This window comes from Erythrobacter sp. S259 (assembly GCF_057364965.1).
This window is the reverse complement of the sequence record NZ_CP200286.1, coordinates 3,118,781-3,139,621: the sequence shown is the minus strand read 5'-3', so window position 1 is coordinate 3,139,621 and position 20,841 is coordinate 3,118,781. Positions and strand designations below refer to the sequence as shown.

General features: G+C 57.8%; 11 protein-coding genes. 6 read left to right on the top strand and 5 right to left on the bottom strand.

Going from position 1 to position 20,841, the window contains the following annotated elements; all coding sequences use genetic code 11:
* Nucleotides 1-136: 136 nt before the first annotated feature.
* The 4 genes from AC0V60_RS14970 to AC0V60_RS14955 are packed head-to-tail and all read left to right on the top strand — an operon-like array spanning nucleotide 137 to nucleotide 14,211.
* Complete coding sequence (locus AC0V60_RS14970) at nucleotides 137-1,906, top strand: ShlB/FhaC/HecB family hemolysin secretion/activation protein (protein ID WP_486179226.1); 1,770 nt, start codon at nucleotides 137-139, stop codon at nucleotides 1,904-1,906.
* A 40-nt stretch (nucleotides 1,907-1,946) separates the two neighbouring features.
* A complete protein-coding gene (locus AC0V60_RS14965; protein WP_486179225.1) occupies nucleotides 1,947-10,751 on the top strand; it encodes a beta strand repeat-containing protein in 8,805 nt (2,934 codons plus the stop codon).
* Nucleotides 10,748-13,786 carry a CHAT domain-containing protein gene (locus AC0V60_RS14960; RefSeq protein WP_486179224.1) on the top strand — a complete coding sequence of 1,013 codons (3,039 nt, stop codon included), beginning with the start codon at nucleotides 10,748-10,750 and terminating at the stop codon, nucleotides 13,784-13,786. Before AC0V60_RS14965 ends, AC0V60_RS14960 begins: the two co-directional genes overlap by 4 nt.
* Nucleotides 13,786-14,211 carry a PaaI family thioesterase gene (locus tag AC0V60_RS14955; protein WP_486179223.1) on the top strand — a complete coding sequence of 142 codons (426 nt, stop codon included), beginning with the start codon at nucleotides 13,786-13,788 and terminating at the stop codon, nucleotides 14,209-14,211. Before AC0V60_RS14960 ends, AC0V60_RS14955 begins: the two co-directional genes overlap by 1 nt.
* Before the next feature lie 10 nt (nucleotides 14,212-14,221).
* Here the strand turns inward: AC0V60_RS14955 and AC0V60_RS14950 are convergent, their stop codons facing one another.
* Nucleotides 14,222-14,731 (bottom strand): flavin reductase family protein, encoded by a 510-nt coding sequence (locus tag AC0V60_RS14950; protein ID WP_486179222.1) that lies wholly within the window; start codon nucleotides 14,729-14,731, stop codon nucleotides 14,222-14,224.
* A 209-nt stretch (nucleotides 14,732-14,940) separates the two neighbouring features.
* On the opposite strand from AC0V60_RS14950, the gene nhaA reads away from it, so the two are divergent.
* Together nhaA and AC0V60_RS14940 are read left to right on the top strand one after the other, a co-directional pair.
* Nucleotides 14,941-16,146: a Na+/H+ antiporter NhaA gene (gene nhaA / locus AC0V60_RS14945; RefSeq protein ID WP_486179221.1), complete on the top strand. Its 1,206-nt coding sequence runs from the start codon at nucleotides 14,941-14,943 to the stop codon at nucleotides 16,144-16,146.
* Between the two features lie 4 nt (nucleotides 16,147-16,150).
* The gene (locus AC0V60_RS14940) at nucleotides 16,151-17,020 is read left to right on the top strand and encodes an alpha/beta fold hydrolase (RefSeq protein WP_486179220.1); all 870 of its coding nucleotides are present in this window, start codon (nucleotides 16,151-16,153) and stop codon (nucleotides 17,018-17,020) included.
* On the opposite strand, the gene AC0V60_RS14935 is transcribed toward AC0V60_RS14940, so the two are convergent.
* Genes AC0V60_RS14935 through AC0V60_RS14920 form a run of 4 tightly spaced genes read right to left on the bottom strand, consistent with a single transcriptional unit; the run spans nucleotide 17,017 to nucleotide 20,826 of the window.
* On the bottom strand, nucleotides 17,017-17,400 hold the full coding sequence (locus tag AC0V60_RS14935) for a flagellar export chaperone FliS (RefSeq protein ID WP_486179219.1): 384 nt from the start codon (nucleotides 17,398-17,400) through the stop codon (nucleotides 17,017-17,019). The genes AC0V60_RS14940 and AC0V60_RS14935 overlap by 4 nt on opposite strands.
* A gap of 15 nt (nucleotides 17,401-17,415) precedes the next feature.
* The gene (gene fliD, locus AC0V60_RS14930) at nucleotides 17,416-18,846 is read right to left on the bottom strand and encodes a flagellar filament capping protein FliD (RefSeq protein ID WP_486179218.1); all 1,431 of its coding nucleotides are present in this window, start codon (nucleotides 18,844-18,846) and stop codon (nucleotides 17,416-17,418) included.
* Between the two features lie 30 nt (nucleotides 18,847-18,876).
* On the bottom strand, nucleotides 18,877-20,013 hold the full coding sequence (locus AC0V60_RS14925) for an EscU/YscU/HrcU family type III secretion system export apparatus switch protein (RefSeq protein WP_486179217.1): 1,137 nt from the start codon (nucleotides 20,011-20,013) through the stop codon (nucleotides 18,877-18,879).
* 3 nt (nucleotides 20,014-20,016) lie between these two features.
* Nucleotides 20,017-20,826, bottom strand: coding sequence for a flagellar biosynthetic protein FliR (locus AC0V60_RS14920; protein WP_486179216.1), 810 nt, complete (start codon nucleotides 20,824-20,826; stop codon nucleotides 20,017-20,019).
* Nucleotides 20,827-20,841: the final 15 nt, after the last annotated feature.

Genomic DNA, 20,841 nt, shown 5'->3' with positions numbered 1-20,841 from the left:
AGAGGGGACTACAATTTTATGCTTAACATGCCCTTGCCGCCGGGGAGCTTTACGCATACGAAAAACGCGGCGAAGAATAAGGCAACAGCTGCAATTGCTGCGCTTGTTGCAGGGGTCGGGGCGCCAAGGGGGAATAATGAAATCGAGTAAAGCCTGCTGGGCGGGCACCTGGACGGGGGCTGTTCCAGTTGCATTTGGTCAAGTCGTGCTGGGCGGTATGACCCTGGCTACGGCTAGCGAAGCGTCTGCACAAATATCCGGGCAAATCGCACCCACGCGTGAAGAATTACAGGGCATTGCTCCAACAGAGCAATTGCCTACACCGCGCCTTGAAATTGAAGGCGGAATTGAACGCTCGCCATGTTCTTTGGCCGACCCGCAATATGCCGATGTCACGGTTACGGTCGAAGAGGTCGCCTTCAACGGCCTCAAAGGCGCGACTCCTCAAGAGCTTGAACCAGCATGGATGCCTTTCAGGGGTCAAAATCATCCGGTGGCTGTCCTTTGTGAGATCCGCGATGCGGCCGCTACAATCCTTCGCAACAAAGGCTATCTTGCCGCAACACAGGTCCCCACGCAGCGGATCGAGGATGGCTCGGTTGAGTTTGAAGTCCTTTATGGCCGGATCAGCGCAGTGCGTGCCCGGGGTGAAACAAGGGGCGCGGAAACCAAGCTTCAGCAATATCTCGGACGTCTGGCGGAAGATGAGATTTTCGACCGCAATCAGGCAGAGCGTGCACTGCTTCTGGCACGCGATCTGCCCGGCTACACTGTCAATCTGACCCTGCGTCCTGCTGGCGGAGCGCCAGGCGATCTCATCGGCGAGGTCACTGTCCGGCGTGAGCGATTTGCGTTTGACGTCGCGGTTCAAAACTTTGGTGCTGAGGGCACAGGGCCCGTTGGCGCGCAGGCCCAAGCGCAGTTCTTTGGCCTCACCGGCCTTGGCGATGTGACCTCACTTTCGTATTTCACCAGCAGCGATTTCGAAGAGCAAGAGGTCTTTCAGGCGGCTCACGAATTCCGCCCAGGTGGTTCAGGTCTGACCGTTGGCGGTCAGGTAACATATGCGCTAACCAAACCTGATATTGGCACGGCTGCAAATTTCGGTATCGCGGCGCAGGACCTTGAGGCGACAACCTTGTTTGCGAGCCTTTCGGCAAGCTATCCGGTTAAGCGGACACAAGGCGAAAACTTCTTCGTTAGCGGCGGGTTCGATTATATCGACCAGGATGTGGATTTTATAGCGCCGCTTTCGCGCGACCGTATCCGCGTGGGCTGGCTGAAGTTTGACTACGATACAATTGATCTTAACCGGCGCGCGCCGCGTTATCAGGCATCGGCTTCGCTCGAATTCCGGCAGGGTTTCGATATTTTTGGCGCGAATGCGGTGTGCCTTGGGCCGCAATGTCCCGCCGATCAGATCAATCCGGGACGCATCGACGGCGAGCCCACCTCTTCGGTGATCCGGGCAAGCGGCGATCTCGAACTGTCCGTTACGCCCAAATTGGCGGTTGCCTTTAGGCCGCGGGCCCAATTGTCGCTCAGCGGCGGCTTGTTCGGGTTTGAGGAGTTCTCAGCAGGCAACTTCTCGGTTGGCCGCGGCTACGATCCCGGCACGATCATCGGTGACAGCGGCTTTGCCATGACGACAGAGGTGCGCACAGCGACCGTGCCGTGGGGCAGCAAAGTGGCGGTTCAGCCTTACGCGTTTTTCGATCTGGCCAGGATCTATAACGAAGCGCCTGAGCCAGATGATGACCTTTATTCGGTAGGCACCGGCATGAGGCTTACGTTTGCAGGTCGTTATTCTTTGGACGCCATGGTCGCCGTTCCATTGAAACGCGCCGGACTGCAAATGGAGCGCGGCCCCATAAGAGGTCTGTTCACACTGTCTGCCCGTTTCTAGGCCGCCCGCTTTTAGGTTTTCCTCGCGAGAGTACACGATAATGACACTGAAGACGCACTCGAAAGCTCTAACGCAAACCTCTGCTTTGGCATTGGCGACAGGCATAATGCTCACCGCATCTTCGACCTCTGCTCAATCCTTTCAGGCAGAGGCCATTGTCGTCGAAGGCGGCGCGCAGGTCCTCGGTAGCCCAGACCTCACAGAGGTCATTGTGGAAAGCGAAGGCGTGGTGATCGACTGGCAGCCTTTTGATCAGGGTGGCGGCGGGGATATTCAGTTTCAGTCGTTCGGCTCAACTGCGATTTTCAGAGATGATGGGATCATTACCGATTTTGCGGTGCTCAACCGTATTTTGCCGATGGATACATCTCGCCGCATTGTTTTTGACGGCACAGTCATCTCAGAGATTCAAGGTCAGGTCGGCGGCACCGTCTTCTTCTATAGCCCAGGCGGCATTTTGGTGGGCTCCAACGCCGTTTTCGACGTGGGCAATCTCGGGCTGACCACAGCTGAGCCGGTGACGGATGGTTTTGGCAATTTCATTCTCGGCGATACGGTCGAATTTCAACAGTCTCTTCCCAATTCTGAGGTCCGCATTGACGCAGGGGCGCAAATCTTCGCCGATCAAAATCCGGGAAGCTATGTCGCCCTTTTCGCCCCGAGCATCGTCAATCGCGGCAGTATCTTTGTGGATGGGCAAGCAGCCCTCGTTGGCGGGGAAGCGGGCTCAATTACCTTCAGCCCAGACGGCCTTTTCGATATTCAGGTCGATATTGGTAGTGAATTTGCCACGCCGATTGATAACTCCGGCATCATTGGCGGGGCAGCCAGCGTAGACGGCTCCAGCCGCGTTTACATGGTCGCGATTTCGAAAAACAGCGCCGCGACAATCGCTATTAGCGGCGGCGGTTCGCTTGGCTTTGACGTTGCAAACAGCGCTTTCATGGACGGCGATACGGTCGTGCTTTCAGCCGGCTTCAACATCACTGGCGGGGAGATTGATCCGCTTGAGGTCAGCGATGGCACGATTACCATCACGCCTGAGGACACTGGCTTTGGCGCCGGCATCAACTTTACATCAAGCGTCGTTGGCAAGGCGGCGAGTAACGTCACCCTCAATATTCGCGACAGTTTGGACTTTGCCGGAGGCGCGGCGTTCTCCGGGCAACAAGTTTTGGCCTCGCTCAATACCGATGCTGGCACTGGCTCTGTTGGCGGCTTAACGGTTGGTGGTGATCTTAACCTTGTGGCCGATCACGCGCGTACGGGCGCTGATGTAGGTTCTGCGGAATTCCGCGTCTTTAATGGTTCGATTGCGGATATCACCGGCGACCTTAATGTCGCTGCAATCGGCACGGTTGATGGCGATCTGAACGGCGTTGTCGAGACGGGCAATACTCAGATTTTTGTCTCGGGAACCGGGTCTGTCCTCACTGTCGGCGGCGATATGATATCAGCGGCGAGGGTTGACCTTTCCAATGATTTTTCCGGCCTTACCGCTCAGCCACTTTTGGCCGAGGTCAGAGCTCAGGACCAGGGCGAAATTAATGTCACTGGCGTGACCCGGGTGATTAATGAAGCGATCGCGGGGCAAGCGGGTAGCGCGGTGTCAGGCGGGGCAGATCTGTTCGCAGGCACAGGTGGTTCAATCACCACGGGCGAGGCCAACATTGCATCCCGAGCTGTGGCCGGTGACGGCGACGGGATGGGCCTTCAGGCTGGCAGTGCGACCAGTGGCAATGCGCGCCTGCGGACGAACGGCTTGGGCAGCTCGATCACGGTCACAAGTCCCAACACCCTCGGCGATCCTGCCTCGGGCGAACTCAATTTCCTTCTCAGCGAGGCGATTGGCGGGGTCGGAATTGATGGCGATGGAGGCAGTGCGAGCACGGGCAATGTCGACTTTATCGTCACCACAGACGCCGAAGTGTCTTTGCCGAACGCCCCTGGGAATGCGCTAAGCTTCGTCAACCGCGCGGTCGGCGGCGATACCAGTGAAGATGACGGCCGAGGCGGCGATGCCAGTGTGGGCGTGTCGCAAATTCAGGCATCTGGCGGCACTCAGGATCTGGGCCGTATCTCATTCCTTGGCGAGGCAATTGGCGGCTCAGCTCTTCCCGGTGCCGAGCGCACAAGCGGAGGCAATGCAGGTACGGGAAGTCTCCTTGTGGGCTTTGCAGGCACCAATGCGACACTGGCTGTCGAAGAATTCCGTCTTGCCGCCATGGGGGGCACGGGATCTTCTGACAATTCCGCATTTGGCGGCTCTGGCAATGCTGGAGGTTTGAACTTCTCCATCGCTAACAGCACGCTCAACATTGTCAGCGGGCTCAATCTGACCATGCTGGGTGTCGGGGGCGATGCTGCAGGTGTTGGCGGCGGTGCAAACAATGGCTTTTTGACCCTAAACATCAATGACAATTCCGATCTTTCGGTCGCTGGAGATTTTACCCTTACCAACGAGGCTATTGGCGGCAATTCGCTCATTGATGAAGCGTTTGATCCCGGGCTTGCGTACACTTCTCAAGGCGGCAGCGCGTCGACCGGTTCTGTGTTTGTGTTCCAAAATGACAGTGAAATCACAGTCCAGGACTCGTTTGATCTTACTGCAAGGGCAACCGGCGGCAACGCGTTCAACAATTTGGGCGGGATGGCAACCGCAGGTGAGGCCTTGGTCAGCATCACTAGTGACCAAAATCAATCATCCATTACCGCAGCACAATTCGGTCTGAACTCGATTGCCCAAGGCGGTTCAATCGAAACCGCCGGAAATATGGACAGCTTTGGCCGCGGCGGTGATGCAAATTCAAATCGGGTCACAATCAGCTTTGAAGGCGGCACCAATTCGGTGAACGCCGATGTGAACCTTCGTTCTCAAGCGATTGGCGGTAACGCAGGCGCGCTGCAAGGGGCAGGCGGCAATGCAGGCAGCGGCTCGTCGAGTTTGGGTGCAAGCGTTACTGGCAGCTCCACAGTGACAGGCGACTGGATTTCGCAGGTGATTGCGATTGGCGGCGATGCGCAGGTCCAAAATGGCGGCGCTGCCAATGCGAACGTCAATGAAATCTTTAACCACGGCGGCGATGTCTCCATTGGCGGCGATGCCAGATTTATGACAACATCGGAAGGCGGCGATGGGCGGACCGGAGGCGATGCCTTTGGCTCCTCGGTGCAGATCAACACCGATCTAGGCTCCGACACACAGATCGGCGGCACGCTTGCCTTCATGGCGAATGTGAGCGGCGGCGATGCCACTTTGGGTCTCGGCGGTATGGCAAACGGTGGCTCGCTTAATGTCACCGTTGGTCAAAACGGCTCGCTCCTTGTAGGAGATGCGCTTCAGGTTACTGCGCTTTCGACAGGCGGAATTTCAACCGGCAATCGAGGCGGAAACGCATTCGGTGCTGCTGTTTCCGTCAACGCAAATGGACCATCGGCGGCCATCAATGTCCAAGGCAACGACCCGCAAGCTGACAGTTTCATTACGAGCGAGATCCAAGGCGGAGCGGGCGGCGGCGGTGATGGAGGCTTTGCTCAAGCGGGCTTCATGTCGCTCAACGCTTTCGAAGGTTCGGCGATTAACTTACCGGGCAGTTCTGCATCGCCATTCTTGATTAGCCAGATTTCGGTTGGCGGCAACACAAGCTTCGATGGCGGCGTTGGCGGCGTCGGCTTTGGCAACGGGATCGTAGCCACTATCGACAACTCAACAGCCGACTTTGGCAATCTGGAAATCATCAATAGCGTGTTTGGCGGTAACAGTGCCGGCGGCGCGTTAAGCGCCTCAGGCGGTGCGGCTAATCTTGGAAACATTGATTTTGCCATCAATAGCTCCAGCGTAAACGCGGCGTTTTCGGGCCTCGTCTTAGAAGGCGTTGGCGGCAACGGATCCGGTGATGGAAGCGGTGTGGGCGGCGAGGCTCAATTTGGAAGCATCAACTTTGCCACCAATGATTCGGTTCTGGACATCCAGAGCGATCTGGAGGCGCAAGCGATCGCGCGCGGCGGCGACGGCGCAGCGGGTGGTTCCGCCACGTCTTCGACAGTGAATGCAAACTTTGTTGGCTCAACAGTCAACATAGCAGGCGATTTGGTCTTCGATACGCAGGCATTTGGCGGCAATGGCCTGGCACCTGGTCAAAGCGGCGCAAGTGCAAGCAACCGGTTTGTTGATCTTAGTCTGCAAGACACCGCCTTAACCGCAGACGGCTTGATCCTTTTAAACTCAATCTCATTCGGCGGGGACGCCCAGGATGGGGACGGCGGGTCCGCGTCAACCAGTTCCAGAAGCATCAACATTTCGGGAGGCTCAAGCCTCGACGCAGTGCTTGTGGCTTTCGACGGTCAGTCAACTGGCGGCTCAGCGTTAGGCGCGGGCACTAATCTGGGCGGCGAAGCCTTTACTGAAGCTGGCGTGCTCAATTACTCAGCTGACGGTGTTTCGAATGTTGCAAACGTCAATGCCGATATCGAATTCACCTCAACGGCTACAGGGGGCAATGCCGCACTCTTTGGCGGTGATGGCGGCAACGCCGGGTCCGGAATCGCTCAAATCATCATTGGCTCAGCAAACTCTGATCTGGCGATTGATGGTAACGTCAGCGTGTTCAGTGAAATCACCGGAGGAAATGCGCCAAGCGGCATCGGCGGCACTGCGACAACGGTAACCACGCAGCTTTTCGCATTCGAAGGTGGATCCCTTCTTCTGGACGGCGGCTTGGATCAAGTATCGGTTGGGCGCGGCGGCAATGGCCAAACCGGGGGAAGCGTCACCGGTGGCGGTCAACTGTTGTTAGCTAATGGTATCGTTACATTAAGCGGCGCGTTGACCTTGGACGAGCAACTGTTTGGCGGCGATGCGCTAGCCGGTGAGACGCAGGGTGCAGGCGGCGATGCGCTCGGCGGCGCAACCACTCTTGCATCGCTCAATGAAGAAACGATCCCCAACTCGTTAATCTCAGTGGCTGGCATCAGCGTCAATTCCGTCATCACAGGCGGTGACGGCAGCGACGGTCTTAGAGGTGCTGATGGCGGCACGGGCGGCAATGCTACCGGCGGTAGCGGCACTATCCTTGGCCGGGCGATCAACGGCATCCTGGAGGTGAACGGGGCAACGACAATCACTTCCACTGCGACAGGCGGCAGGGGCGGAGACAGCCTAACCGGCGGTAACGGCGGCGACGGCGGTCAGGCACGCTTTGGCAACATACAGATCGGGACTGCAAGTGGTGGCTCGGTCACTGGTGCTTTAGGCGGATCTGGTACTTTCACAGATATAACTGTCACAATGACCAACACCGGCGGTGACGGCGGTGTGAGCAATACCGGTACGGGCGGCGACGGCGGCGAAGCGGTTGGTGGGAGCGCCACTCTCTTAGTCCGCGGCGCCAATGTAACCACTGATAATGTGACCTTCACCCTTAACGGGACTGGCGGGAATGGCGGTGCGGGTGCAGTTCAGGGCAATGGCGGTGACGGCGTTGGCGGCAACGGCGGTTTGCTCGTGACCGAGGCTTTTGAGAGCGCGCTGACCGGCAGCGCCAATATCGGTACAGTGGTGATCAACAGCAGAGGCCAAGGTGGCACGGGCGCTGTGGCAGGTGCCAATGAGTATTCAGCCTTCAGCGACCTCGAAATTGAACAAGCCGATGTGGTCCTTGGCTCTTTCACAGCCAATATCGAAGGCGACAGCGCGCCGGACTATCTGGAAGAGGACGCGATGGGAGCGCTCGCGCCGGTCACCGCGCAGCCTTTCCTGATCACTTTACGTGATGGTGCGAGCTTGAATTTTGGTACGATTGATATCACCACTCAAGGTGAGGTTGCCCTGCTTGCCAGCGGCTCTGATGCGGCAGGCGATGTTTTGGACATCACAGCGGGCAGCTTTGTCCCCTCAGGCGACGACACGGCGGGTCCGGCCTTTACGCCCGGAACGATTGACGCTGCCTCGCTTGGGCTTGCCGCGACACAAGGCGATATTCTCCTCGAGGCGAACCTTGCAACACCAGGCGATCTCATCCTTAATTCACCGGGTTCTGTCACCGCGCTTGATCTGACCGCCTCATCCCTCTTGCTCACATTGGGAGCGGGCGGAATGCTCGACACGGGCCTTCTCAGCACGCCCGGCAGCTCGATTGTAATCGAAGCAGACGGTAACTTGACCGCTCCGGGATCGGTCGATGCAGCCTCGCTCTTGCTTCGCTCGCTGAACGGTGATGTGAATTTCGACAGTCCGCTTAATCTGGCAGGCGATCTGACAGCGGATGCTGCGGGCTCGATCACTGCTGACCGGCTCACCGCCAATTCTATATCGTTGAACGCGGCAGGCGATATTGTCGCCTCAGACCTGATGAGTGGCGACAATTCGATCACCCTTACCGCAGGAGGCGGCCTTGCGGTCGAAAACGTAAGCGGATCGAGTATCAACCTGAGCTCGCTTGGCGACAATGTGGTTGTGCAAGGCAGCCTTACCGCGGCGGGCGTTGCGGTGGTCAATGCCGCCGATACTGTGATGCTAGGCAGCGTTTTTGTGGGCGCGCTCGATTTGATGGCCGGTTCTGGAGACATTTCGGTCTCTGGCGATGTGTTTGCTGATGCAGGCGTCGGACTTACCGCGGGCCGCTCTATCTCAGTTGGCAATGTGACTGCCGGATCCATTACCGCTCGGTCGGCAGGTGGTTCGATCTCAGCGCTCAATTTGAGCGCTGGTAATGGTTCGGTCGATCTTGAAGCATCCGGCGCGATTGATTTTGCGAATATCGACGCGCGCTCTGTTATGCTGAGATCGCTGGATGGAACTATCACGGCAACCGGCGCGATCAATGCCGAGGAAGAGGCCGATATTGAGGCTGATGGCGATATCAGCATCCAGATGGCATCGACGCGCAGCCTTGGTCTTCGCTCTTTGACCGGCAGTGTCAGCGCTGGCGAAACGCTCAGCGTCGCCGATTCTGCCGATATTTCGGGTGCTGGCGCTGTCACGCTGGCCGATGTTACGGCTGGGTCGATCAGCGTAAGCGCCGGAGGCGGCGCGCAATCCGTTGCACCCGGCACCAAAACAACAGCGCAGGCCGCTGCGGTCGCCTCGCCAACCGGCACGATCACGGCCGGTTCGCTTAATGCGGACGGAGGCAACATTGGGCTGAGCGCCTCGGGATCAATCAACTTTGCCGAAGTGAACGCCGGCAGCTTAAGCGCCGCATCGACCTCTGGCGATATTGCAGCAGGCGGAACGGTCAACACTGGCACCAACGCAAGCTTCATCGCAGGCGGCTCAATCACGCTGGGCGATGTGACCGCAGGCGCAATCCTTGCGCAATCGGGCGGCACCTCTACCATTGGCGGCAGTTGGACAGCGCCAAATGTCACCATCAATGCGGCAAATATCGAATTTGGCGCCAATGGAGCGATCGGGACTGGCCCAATTGGCAGCGTTTCTTTGGGTACGACTGTAGGCGGCGATATCCTCGTCGGCGGTCCAGCGGATGCGCAATTTGACGGTCTTGTGCTTAGCCAAGAGCTGCTCGAACGCTTGAGCAGCAGCAGTCTTACAATTGGCGGCGGTACGAGTTCCGCAATCCAGATTGCTGATCTGGACGTGACTGCAATTGACGGACTTGCAGATGTGGCCTTCTCCTCAGCGGAAAGCATTGCGGTGGTCGGCAGTATCGTCAGCACCGATAACTTGTCGCTCTCAGCCGGCCGGGTCACGCTCAACCACGAAACAGGCAGCATCGACCTTGGAACGGCAGGCAGCACATTGAGCGTAAACGCTGGCAGCTTTATTGTCGGCGATACCAGCGTGATTGATGGGTTTGGCCCAGACCTCTCTGCTGCGGATGCACAAGCGCTAATCAATGCGCCGGCGGCAACCCCGGTTGAAGGAAGTGTCATCACCGCGGGCGCTCTTGTCATCAATGTCGATGACGCAGCTATTATTCAGAACGTGGGCACCGAAGAAGTGCCCGCAGGCTTTGTTATCGCTAGCGCCGATGGTCTTGTGATCAATGGCGATCAGACAAACGGCTCGCTGGTGCTTATCAATGGCCAAATCGCGGGAACTGATGGCACGAATATCACCGGCGATGCCGCTGCGACTGCGATCTTCGGCGCGGCTGAGAATATCAATGGCATTGGTGCTGGTAGCCAGATCAACGGCTGCCTGTTTGTAGGCTGTACCGCTTTTTCAGAATCGACGGGCGAGATTACTTCAACTGTCTCAGCCTCGGTGAGCGGCGCGGTCGCAACCACCAGCTCCGGCGCAGGCGGCACCAACGATGCCGGAGGCGCAGATAGCAGCGAAGATGCCTCTGCCTCCGGTGCACCCGGCGGCGCAGAAGCAAGCGGCACCGGCTCCACCAGCGGCGTTGATGTAGCCGTTGATGCAGTGGATGACGATGGCGGCGGTCCCGGCGAGTTCGATATCGAACCCAGCGATAGCGACGACGCTTCATCAAGCGATGGCGGTTCGGATGAGGGCGGCTCCGAGACCGAAAGCGGCTCTGATGAGGGCGACAGCTCTTCTGACGAGGGTGATGCTTCGGATGACCGCGAGAGCGAGAGTGAGGCCGAAGACGGCGAGGAAACAGAAGAAACTGAAGACGAAACCGATGACGACGAGTCTGAGGAAGAAGAGGAGACCTCTGAAGACGAGGAAGAGGAGAGCGAAGGTCCGGTAACCGGCCCAATCTCAGCGCCGCCTAGCCTCATCAACACCGACACTCTTGAACAGCGCGGTACGATCAATGATCCAATCAGCGGTTCAGGCAACCCTGCCCTGCTCGATCCGGAAGTGACCGTCGCCCCACCTGCCCAAACGTCAGCAGACACCGGAGGCCAATCATGAGACTTTCAAGCGTAATTTTGGCCGCTACAGGCGCCGCCTTAGTTTTGACTGGCGGCGCATTGGTCACCCCGGCGTCTTCTCAAGGTGAGCCGCTCTCGATCAAAACCAGCTTCCGTGTCGGAAATGCAGGCGTGCGTTGTACGGCGCAAAACGCCCCTGCTGAACCGCGGCTCAAAACTATGTTTGACCGCGCTTACCGCCTCACTTGCCGCGATGCGTCGGGTGATGTGGGTAAACTTATGGTCCTGCGCGAAGGAGCAGGCGGAACGGGACAGCCCGAAGCCGCCGGCGAAAACGCGGCATGCAGCGCGCCTGAGCCTGCTCAAATCGACATGATCGGCGATGTGACAAAGCTCACCTGCAAGGATGAGAAGTTCGGCGTTGCCTATCGCAGCTACACGCTCGAACAGGATGGCCGCACATATGTGGCGGAAGGACTTGCAGGGTATGACCCGGTTCTCCGCCTCGCATTGGCCAGTGTTTTCAATGATAAAGCGCTTCCCGGCACAATCGAAGTAGCGCAAACCGAAGTTAGTGATGCCGCGGCCTTCGCGCGCGTTCAAGCGGGCGCTTTGAGCGAATTTGATGCTCTCAATGAAGCCTATGTTCGCAACAATTCGGGCCGTTTTGCAGAAAGCGGGCAGTTCTTTGAAAACCTGCTTGGCCGCACGCAAGCGCGCACTTCTGCTTATGCTGAGGTTCTCGCAAACCAGGGCCTTCAGCAAAGCAATCTTGGCAACTATCAGGCCGCCGAAGCGCTTTTCACCCGCGCTGATGAGACCCTAACCCGCAATGACGGTGTCGCACAGCGCCTCATCCGAAATTACCGGGCGATCAATTTCATCAACCGCCGCTTCCCCGAAGCCGCGCTTGATGCATTGGCACAGCCTATGCGCGAGGTTTCTCAGGACCCGGAAGAACTGTCGATCCGCGAAGGGTTTATCGACAATCCGCTGTCCGCACAGATCAACCGTGAGAACATTGCCCTGCAACGCCTCGGCGGGGTTGAGCTGGGCCTGAGCCAAGCTGAACGCGCTGAGCTTTTGGATGCGCAGGGCGATGCCATTCGCGGCTCCATCGCGCGCCAACAGGGCAATTTGGCGGACGCTAGCCGCATTCTGAAAGCTGCTGATGCGCGCATCGCTGATGTGCGTGAGGGCCGCGTGTCTTCGGCACGCTGGCTGCGCTCTGAAATTGCTATCGAGCGCGCTTTAGTGGCTGAAGGTCAAGGGCGCAACGATGTCGCTTTGAGGGCCTATGATGTGGCGGCCAATGCGATTTCACGCGATTATCCGCAGTCTCCTGTTCTGCTTGCCGCGATTGCGCGCAAAGCCGGCTTCCTGCTGCGTCTGGACCGCGATGATGAGGCCCGAGAGATCTTTGGCAATATCGTTGAGCGCGCCCAGAACACAACGGACAGCGGGGCCAGCCTCAGGAATTTGCTCGAGCCCTATTTCTCGATGCTTGCAGAGCAAGGCACAGCCGATGCAACAGCTGAGTTTTTCGCAGCCTCGCAATTGCTTCAGCGCCCCGGCGTTGCACAGACCCAAGCGATCCTAGCGCGGCAAATGTCGGAAGGCGATGACGAGGCCTCTGCCCTCTTCCGCCTATCGCTGAACCGCAGCCGTGAGATCGCCCGGACACAGGCGCGCGCCGACCGTTTGGCAGCTCTTACCAGGCCAACTCAGCTCCAAGCCGATGGGCTGATCGCGGCGCGCGAAACGCTTGCGTATTTGCGTGCAGAACAAACAGGGCTCCTATCGAAACTTGGCGACTTCCCCCGCTTCCGCGCACTCTCACCGACTGGGCTTGACCTATCTGAGCTTCAATCTGAGCTAAAGGCCGGCGAAGCTTACTACAAAATGGTCCTGCTCGATGAAGAGGTTTACACTCTCTGGATCACGGCCAAAGATGCCCGCAGCTTCAAGATCGAGGGCGGCCTTGCTGAAATCGACGAAGCGGTTGCTTTCATCCGCGATTCTATTGTCATTTCCGAGGGCGGCGAGCAAGTTACCTATCCGTTCGATGTAGAGCGAGCGCGTGATTTGTACCTGCGCCTGTTCGGGCCCATCGAAGCAGAAATGGCGCGCGCAAAGCACATCATCTTCGAGCCTGATGGCCCGATGCTGCAATTGCCGCCGCAAGTGCTGATCGCGGGTCAGGACGGCGTTGATGCTTATCTTGAGCGGACTGCCAATACATTCGATGACGATGAGCTTTACGATTACCGCGAGATCGACTGGCTTGGCCGTTCGCGTGATGTGTCGATTGCGGTGAGCCCGCGCGGTTTCCTCGACATTCGCCGCATTGCTTCTTCTAAAGCGAAAAAGGCCTATCTCGGCGTTGGCTCCAATTCGCTGCCCACAGGCCGCGCTGATCCTAGCGATCCGTGTGCATGGGGGCTCGACACATGGCGCGATCCGATTGCCTCTGATGAGCTTTATTTCGCTGCCAACCTCTATGGTCAGGCAAACAGCGAAGTGAAGGTCGAAGACGAGTTTTCAGACACCGCGCTTCTCGCCAATGACAAGCTATCGGATTACCGCGTCGTGCACTTTGCAACCCACGGGCTTGTGACCGCGCCTAAGCCCAATTGTGCAGCAAGGCCGGCACTTGTTACCTCGTTTGGCGATAATGGATCTGATGGCCTCCTTAGCTTCAAGGAAATCTTCGACCTTAACTTGGACGCCGATGTTGTGATCCTATCCGCATGCGACACCGCCGGTATCGCCACCACAGCAGCCTCACGCGAGGCAGGCGTTGTGGGAGGGGGCAACTACGCTCTTGATGGTCTGGTTAGAGCATTCGTTGGAGCAGGCGCGCGCGCGGTTGTCGCCAGCCACTGGCCGGTGCCCGATGATTTCAACGCGACACAGCGTCTTGTACAAGGCCTCATTTCTGGTCAGGATCAAGGCCTCTCGGTTTCGCTCGGCAAATCCCAGCGCGAGCTCATGGACGATGCCAACACCTCGCACCCCTTCTATTGGGCAGCCTTTATTGTGCTGGGCGATGGCACGCGTCCGATTGGCGGATAATGGCCGATCCCGCGGCTGATCCCAAGACTGACCCCCGCTTTCACCCAGCAAATGGCGGGCTGGTCCCGCATATGGGGATCACTCTGATTGATGAAGGCGAAGGCTGGCTTGAGGCGCAAATGGTGATTGCACCGCATCATTTGCGTTCGGGGGCCAATGCGCTTCATGCAGCCTCGATGATCGCCTTGGCCGACAGCGTCTGCGGCTTTGCTTCGGGCAATGTCCTGCCTGAGGGAGCAAAGGGCTACACCACGATTGAGCTCAAATCGAACTTCCTTGGCACCGCCAGCGAAGGCACACTTATTGGCCGCGCCGACGCAGAACATCTGGGGCGCACAACGCAGGTTTGGAGCTCCACCGTCACGCATAAAGAGACGGGCCGCAAATGCGCCCTCTTCCGCTGCACTCAGATGATCTTGTATTGAAAGGCGCTTCCTAAGCCTTAGAGATCGGGATAAACTCGCCGCTGAAGAAACCCAGCGCCTTCGCGCCCTTTTCTGGCGGTCTGCTCAGCCCTTTCACCTGACCAAGGATCATCGTGTGATCGCCTGCGACATGCTGCGCAAACCCCTCGCATTCGAACGAAGCGAGCGCGCCTTTGACAACGGGACAGCCCCCAGCGCTCGGCTCAAAATCCTCTCCCCGAACCGCTTTGGCCTCGCGCGATGCATAGGCAATCGCAAGCTCGCATTGATCGGCTGCCAGAATGCTGACCGTGAAGCGCTTCGCCTTGGCAAACAGGTCGAAACGGCCTGAGGAATTGTGAAGGCTCCAGCACACCAAAAGCGGGTCCAGCGAAACCGAGACGAAGGAATTGATCGTCATAGCAGCGATCTCGCCTTCGCTTGTCTCAAGCGCGACCACACACACGCCAGTGGGAAAATGCCCCATGGCATTACGGAATTCCGCAGAAGTTGGCAGCGCTTGGGATGGGACGTCGCGCAAAAAAGGGCTCCGATGGGTGAGGATGAGAGGGAGTATTGCTCCAGCGCGTTCGACTGAAGCGGCCTGATTGTCAATGCATGGGCGAGCGCGCTGTTCCTGCACGAACATCAAGGAGTAGGCCGCGCGGCCTGATGTGCGCGCAGCATTGGAACCCACTTCAAGCTCACTGGTTGAGCTATTTGCAAGACCCTTTCTCAAAGGACCTATTGATGATCAACCGGGTGAGCGCTGCTCTCAAAGACTTCCTCAAGCAAGAAAGCGCAGGTGGAATTGTGCTGATCGCAGCGGCCGGTTTGGCGCTGCTAATCGCGAATAGCCCACTCGCAGACGCTTATTTTGGGACACTTTCGACTAAGCTCAATGTATCCTTTGGCGAGTTTGCGATCAACAAATCGCTGCTGCTTTGGATCAATGATGGCCTGATGGCGATTTTCTTTTTCCTCATCGGTCTAGAGGTAAAGCGCGAGATTATCAGCGGTCAGCTATCCACATGGGACAAGGCATCTTTGCCCCTCGCCGCAGCGATCGGGGGCATGGCGATCCCGGCGCTTATTTACGTCGGCATCAACCTTGATTCGCCTGAAAGCATAAGCGGTTGGGCTATTCCAGCAGCCACCGATATCGCTTTTGCGCTTGGCATTCTATCGCTCTTGGGACCGCGCGTACCTGTGGCGATGAAGGCGTTGTTGCTCGCCATCGCGGTGATCGACGATATCGGCGCGATCACAGTGATTGCACTGTTCTACACAAAGGAAATTGATGTCGCGATGCTCGGGGCCGGCGGAGCAATGCTGGCGTTGCTGCTTGTTGTGGGCCGGTTGAAAATATCATCCACTATTCCTTACGTCCTGCTCACCGTCATCATGTGGGTTTTCGTCCTGAAATCGGGCGTCCACGCGACCCTTGCAGGCGTGACGGCGGCGATGATGGTGCCCATGGTGGCGCGCGATGGATCGCATTTGCTTGAACATATGGAACACGGCCTCCACAAATGGGTCGCTTTCGTGATCATCCCTATCTTTGGCTTTGCCAATGCAGGGGTGAGCCTGTTCGGATTGTCGCCTGCCGACCTTTTGCAGCCGCTGCCATTGGGCATTGCTCTTGGCCTGCTTATCGGCAAGCAATTGGGCATCGTCGGCTTTGCTTGGCTGGCGGTAAAAGCAGGCATCGCGCAGCTTCCCGAAGGCGTCGGCTGGCGCAAAATCCACGGACTATCGCTCCTCGCTGCGATTGGCTTCACGATGAGCCTGTTTATTGGCAACCTTGCCTTCACCGATCCCGCTTTGATTGACGCGGTAAAATTGGGCGTGCTCTCAGGCTCTCTGGTCGCCGCCTTCGCAGGGTTCTTCATGCTGAAATCTGCGCTTCCCGATGAAGACTTGTCAGAAGGGGACAAAGCCGGGCAGAGCGCCTAACCTAATGACACAAAACAAAGAACCCATCCTTCGCCAATTCGGCACGCATGGCATTACGCTCGCCTATTATGAATGGGCCGCAGATCCCGGTGCACCAACGCTGTTCATCGCCCATGCAACCGGCTTTCATGCGCGGTGCTATGACCCTATTGCGGCGCATTTCCCCGAATACCGGTTGATCGCCGTCGATATGCATGGCCACGGAAAGTCGAGCGGCGGCCCGCTGGATGAATGGCATATCATCGTCGATGAGCTTACCTCACTAATCGACCATCTCGAACTGCGGGATATGGTTGGAATGGGGCATTCCATGGGCGCGCATGTGACCCTTCGCGCTGCGGCTGAGCGGCCGGATGCATTCCGTTCGCTGGTTCTGTTTGATCCTGTGATCCTTGCCCCTGAGTTCTACCGGGCGAACGTGTCACTGACGCCGGATGGCCAGGTCCATCCCGCAGCGCGGCGTAAGCGCAACTTTGCGAGCGTAGAGGAAATGATCGCGCGCTTTTCAGAGCGCGAACCTTACAGCCTCTTTCGCCGCGATGTGTTTGAGAATTATTGCCGCTATGGTCTCACCCCGGCCCCGGATGGCGGTTATGAGCTCGCCTGCACGCCGGAGGTGGAAGCAAGCCTCTATATGTCTTCCCTTTCGGGCGAACCCGCCTTAGCCGCCGCACGCCGCGTAGAAGTTCCGGCCACGGTCGTGCGCGCAATGCAAAGCGAGGTGCGCGACTTCAAGGGGTCCCCCACATGGCCGGGACTTGCCGCCAGCATGCCAAACGGCACCGATCTAGATCGGCCTGACATGACCCACTTCCACCCGTTTCAAGACCCCGATGACGCGGCCCGCATAATCCGTGAAGCCATCGCCGACTAAGCTGTTTTTGCGGCTCTTGCAGCGTCCAGCACATCTTCCAGATCACGGCGCACTTCTGCAAGTTCGGGCAGCGAGGCGCGCGTCATATTGCGTGCGATCGTCGCTGCCAAGCCGCCATAGAACTGGGTCAGCGCACCGCTCAATTCATTATCCGGCGCAACACTGCGGGCCAGCCATAGAACGATCGACTGAGCCCGCGAAAGCGGTTCATGCGGAACCTGTCCTGGTCTATGCCCAATTGCAGCAACCGCTTGGCCAAGCGATGAGACCGCCTCCTCAAGACAGATGCGTGTCAAGTCTTCGCTCGACGAGGCTTCAATCCGCGCATCCAGATCGACTTTGCGGTAAGCCTGCACAGCACTGGAGGAAAAGGGTATCATACCGCCCGCCTCATTCTAGTTTGATGCGTTGAAGGCATCAATTTGCTGTTGGAGGAAGCTGAGCGTGCTTTGCGAAGAGGTCACATTGCTCTGTGCAGCGATGAAGCTGCGGGTGAGGCGGTTGCGCAGAGATTCCTGATTTTCCGCAACCCGCGCAAGACGTTCATCATTGCGCTCAATTTGCGCTTCGTAACGCGCAACAGACCCGCCAAGCGAGCCGGGATCAGAGGTAAGCGTGTTGTCACGCGCAAGATTATCAATGGTTGCAAAAACCCCGCGGGCCCCGGCTGTGAACATCGCCGCTGCACCTTCGGGCGATGAGGCAAGGGTTGCGGCCAAACGGTTCGGATCAAGCTGAAATGTGCCTTCTCGCGTGATAGACAGCCCGAGATCGCCGAGCGTTGAGGGTTCGCCTTCAGCAGCGCCGGGCATGACGACCTGCGTTGCCAGCGCTGAAAGGTCAGCGCGGAGCCCGCGTGCGCCTGAATCGCTGCTAAGCGTGCCGCCAATGCCTGACCCCTGATTGAGCAGTGTCACAATATCATTCAGCGCTGCGACAAAATCAGTCATCACCGCGCTGATAGCTGCGTTATTGGTGCCAAAGGTCAAGCTTGTCGGTGCGCCAATATTTGTCGCGTTTAAGGTAAGGCCAATGCCCTCTGGCAGGCCCGTAACAGTGTTGGAGGAACTGGTCAGTTCAACCGTATCAAGGCTGAAAATCGCATCTTGCGAAGCTTGGCGCAGTTCTCCTTCATCGGTTGCCGGGCTCCAAGAAAGATAGCTGAGATCACCCGGCGTTGAGGTGGGCAAGAGGGCAGAGCTTACCGGTTCAAGAACAAAGCCATTTTGCGCCCCATCCTCGCCCTTGATCACCAATTTTGCGCCGTTTGATCCCTCTGCCGTATAGGCAAACAGCTTTCCATCGCTACCCGATGTGATTTTGCTTGCAAGCGAGCTCAGCGTGTCATCTGCGGTGACTTCGATGGCAAGGGCAGACTGTTCCGCATCTTCAGTAAAGCTTGCCCCGTTTACAATGCCAAAGCGGATATTGAGCGTGCCTTCACCCACCAAATCGCTGCCGGAGCTGTAGCTTTGCGAGGCCAGCGTTTGGCTTTGGGCGAGCTGTGTGACTTCAAGCGAGTAGCTTCCCTGAGGGGCAATGCCGCTGGTGGTGGTCACATCGGCAATTGCGGGATTGCCAAGGCTTGGCTGCGGAGAGAGATCGCCATTGCGCACCCGGTCACCCAATGCGCTTGCGAGATCATTTAGAGAGGAGCGCAGCAATGCGGCAGCAGATATCTGCCCTGCCAATGTTTCATTGCGCAAATTGAGGTTTTCGCGGCGAGGCTCAAACGAAGCCTCGGACAAATCGTTAGCCAGCTGGATGAAATCAATACCGCTGCCTGCGCCAAGCGCGGAGATGATGGAGGAGCCTTGGTTTTCCATGCTTTCAAGGACGGGCAATCCCAGAAATGTTTAAGCGGCTTTTTGAACCTTTCCCTCCGCATCAAAACATAGGTCTTCAGGCACCTGAATTTGAGGCATTTCGATACGTTCGCCCCGCTTTAGTGACAGGACAAATGCGACCAAAGCGGCAACCGCAATATAAAGCTCCTCGCGCACCATCTGATTGACGCGGGTGGTGAAGTAAACGGCGCGCGCCAATTGCGGATACTCAAGCACTGGCAGCCCCATTTCGCCTGCCATTTCGCGCATAGCCAGCGCCGTTTCCCCGCGCCCTTTAGCAAGGACAACAGGGGCGGGCGCGAGGTCAGGATCATAGGTCATGGCAATCGCAAAATGCACCGGATTGACGACGACAAACTGCGCATCATTCATCGCTTTGCCCACTGAACCGCGCGCAAGATCGCGCTGGCGCTGGCGCCGAGCCGACTTCATTTCCGGCGAACCTTCGGCTTGTTTGGCCTCGTTCTTCAGGTCCTCAAAGCTCATCTTGAGGCGCTTGTTTCGCTGGAAGATTTGGATCGGGTAATCAATAAGGGCGATGATCACGAGGCCCGCGACCAAAAGCAAAATCAGCGTTCCGCCTGCATCCCAGGCGAAGGCCAGCTGTCCAGCCAGGCTTCCGCGTCCAAGCCCGAGCAAGCTTACCAGCGTGGTGTTGATCCAATAGGCGGCAACCGTCCCGAGAAGGAAGAGCTTCAAAAGCGACTTTCCAAGCTCGATCAGACCTTGTGATCCAAACATGCGTTTAAGCCCGTTGAGCGGATTTATGCGCTGACCTTTGGGTTTGAGGTTTTGCGGCACAAAGCGCCCCTCGCCCAGCAGCAATTGTACCGCGGACGTGATAACCATCACTGTCACCCCGATCACCAGAATTGGCGGCAAAACCGCGGCTCCAGCGTTCCATGCCAGCGCGCTGGGGTCGAATGGGGCTGTGCGGTCAAGCTCGAACTGGAAACTGGCAAGCGCCACGCTTTTGACACTGGTGAATAGCCACGGACCAATGATCGCTAGCATGAATGTGCCGGTCATCATTGCGGACGCTGTTGCAACCTCTTTGGAGCGCAGCACGTCGCCATTTTTGGCGGCGTCTGCCTTACGCTTGGCGGTGGGATCGAACCGCTTTTCGCCCGGTGTTTCTTCGGCCATGGGCTAGCGTGACCCTCCGGGGCTTTCGATGCCGGGGGAGAATATGGCGGCCGATTGTTCGAGAGCCACGTGAAGTAGGTTGGTGAACTGCTCCACGAAGATCGGCATTGCAACAATCATCGCTGCGATCCCGGCAAGCGTGCCAGCGGGAAGGCCGAGCGCAAACAAATTCAAGGCAGGGGCAGCGCGCGAAATGGTCCCGGTGATGACCTGAACACACAAAAGGACAAGGATCACCGGAAGCGCAATCGCAGCGGCGGCGGCAATGCAATACCCTGCGAACAGCACGATACTGTGTGCCTCGACGCTGCCAACGCCGCCGCTGCCCGCTGGAAGCAAACGGTAGCTCTCCACGATCAGGCGAAACCACAAGAGATGCCCGCCGATAATGTAGAAAAGAAGCGTCAGAATCAGTCCAAAAAAACTGCCCAGCGCGCCCGATTGCTGGCCGCTCGCAGGATCAATCGAGGTGGCGATTGCAAGGCCCATGGTGCCCGAGATTTGTTCCGCCGCAATAAGAGGCACGGCAAACGCGATTTGCAGCACAAAACCGAGCGCTGCTCCGATCAAGACCTCTTGAAGGACAGCAAGGATCGCCGCGAAACTGAGCATTTCGGGGAGCGGCGGGAGCGGGATCCAGACGCCGACGAAGATCGCAATAACGAAGGCGGCCATAAGCCGTGCGGTGGCCGGCATCACCATCCCGCCCACCATAGGCGCTGCCAACATCGCAGCGCCGCAGCGGATTGAGAGGAACATGAGCTGCCACAGCTGCTCTAAGAGCGTATCAAAACCAAGGTCGAGGAAGGTCATGAAATGGCCCTGCCC

Coding starts and splice junctions, on each gene's coding strand:
- AC0V60_RS14970 (WP_486179226.1), top strand. CDS start 137: ATGAAATCGAGTAAAGCCTGCTGGGCGGGCACCTGGACGGGGGCTGTT.
- AC0V60_RS14965 (WP_486179225.1), top strand. CDS start 1,947: ATGACACTGAAGACGCACTCGAAAGCTCTAACGCAAACCTCTGCTTTG.
- AC0V60_RS14960 (WP_486179224.1), top strand. CDS start 10,748: ATGAGACTTTCAAGCGTAATTTTGGCCGCTACAGGCGCCGCCTTAGTT.
- AC0V60_RS14955 (WP_486179223.1), top strand. CDS start 13,786: ATGGCCGATCCCGCGGCTGATCCCAAGACTGACCCCCGCTTTCACCCA.
- nhaA (WP_486179221.1), top strand. CDS start 14,941: ATGATCAACCGGGTGAGCGCTGCTCTCAAAGACTTCCTCAAGCAAGAA.
- AC0V60_RS14940 (WP_486179220.1), top strand. CDS start 16,151: ATGACACAAAACAAAGAACCCATCCTTCGCCAATTCGGCACGCATGGC.
- AC0V60_RS14935 (WP_486179219.1), bottom strand. CDS start 17,400: ATGATACCCTTTTCCTCCAGTGCTGTGCAGGCTTACCGCAAAGTCGAT.
- fliD (WP_486179218.1), bottom strand. CDS start 18,846: ATGGAAAACCAAGGCTCCTCCATCATCTCCGCGCTTGGCGCAGGCAGC.
- AC0V60_RS14925 (WP_486179217.1), bottom strand. CDS start 20,013: ATGGCCGAAGAAACACCGGGCGAAAAGCGGTTCGATCCCACCGCCAAG.
- AC0V60_RS14920 (WP_486179216.1), bottom strand. CDS start 20,826: ATGACCTTCCTCGACCTTGGTTTTGATACGCTCTTAGAGCAGCTGTGG.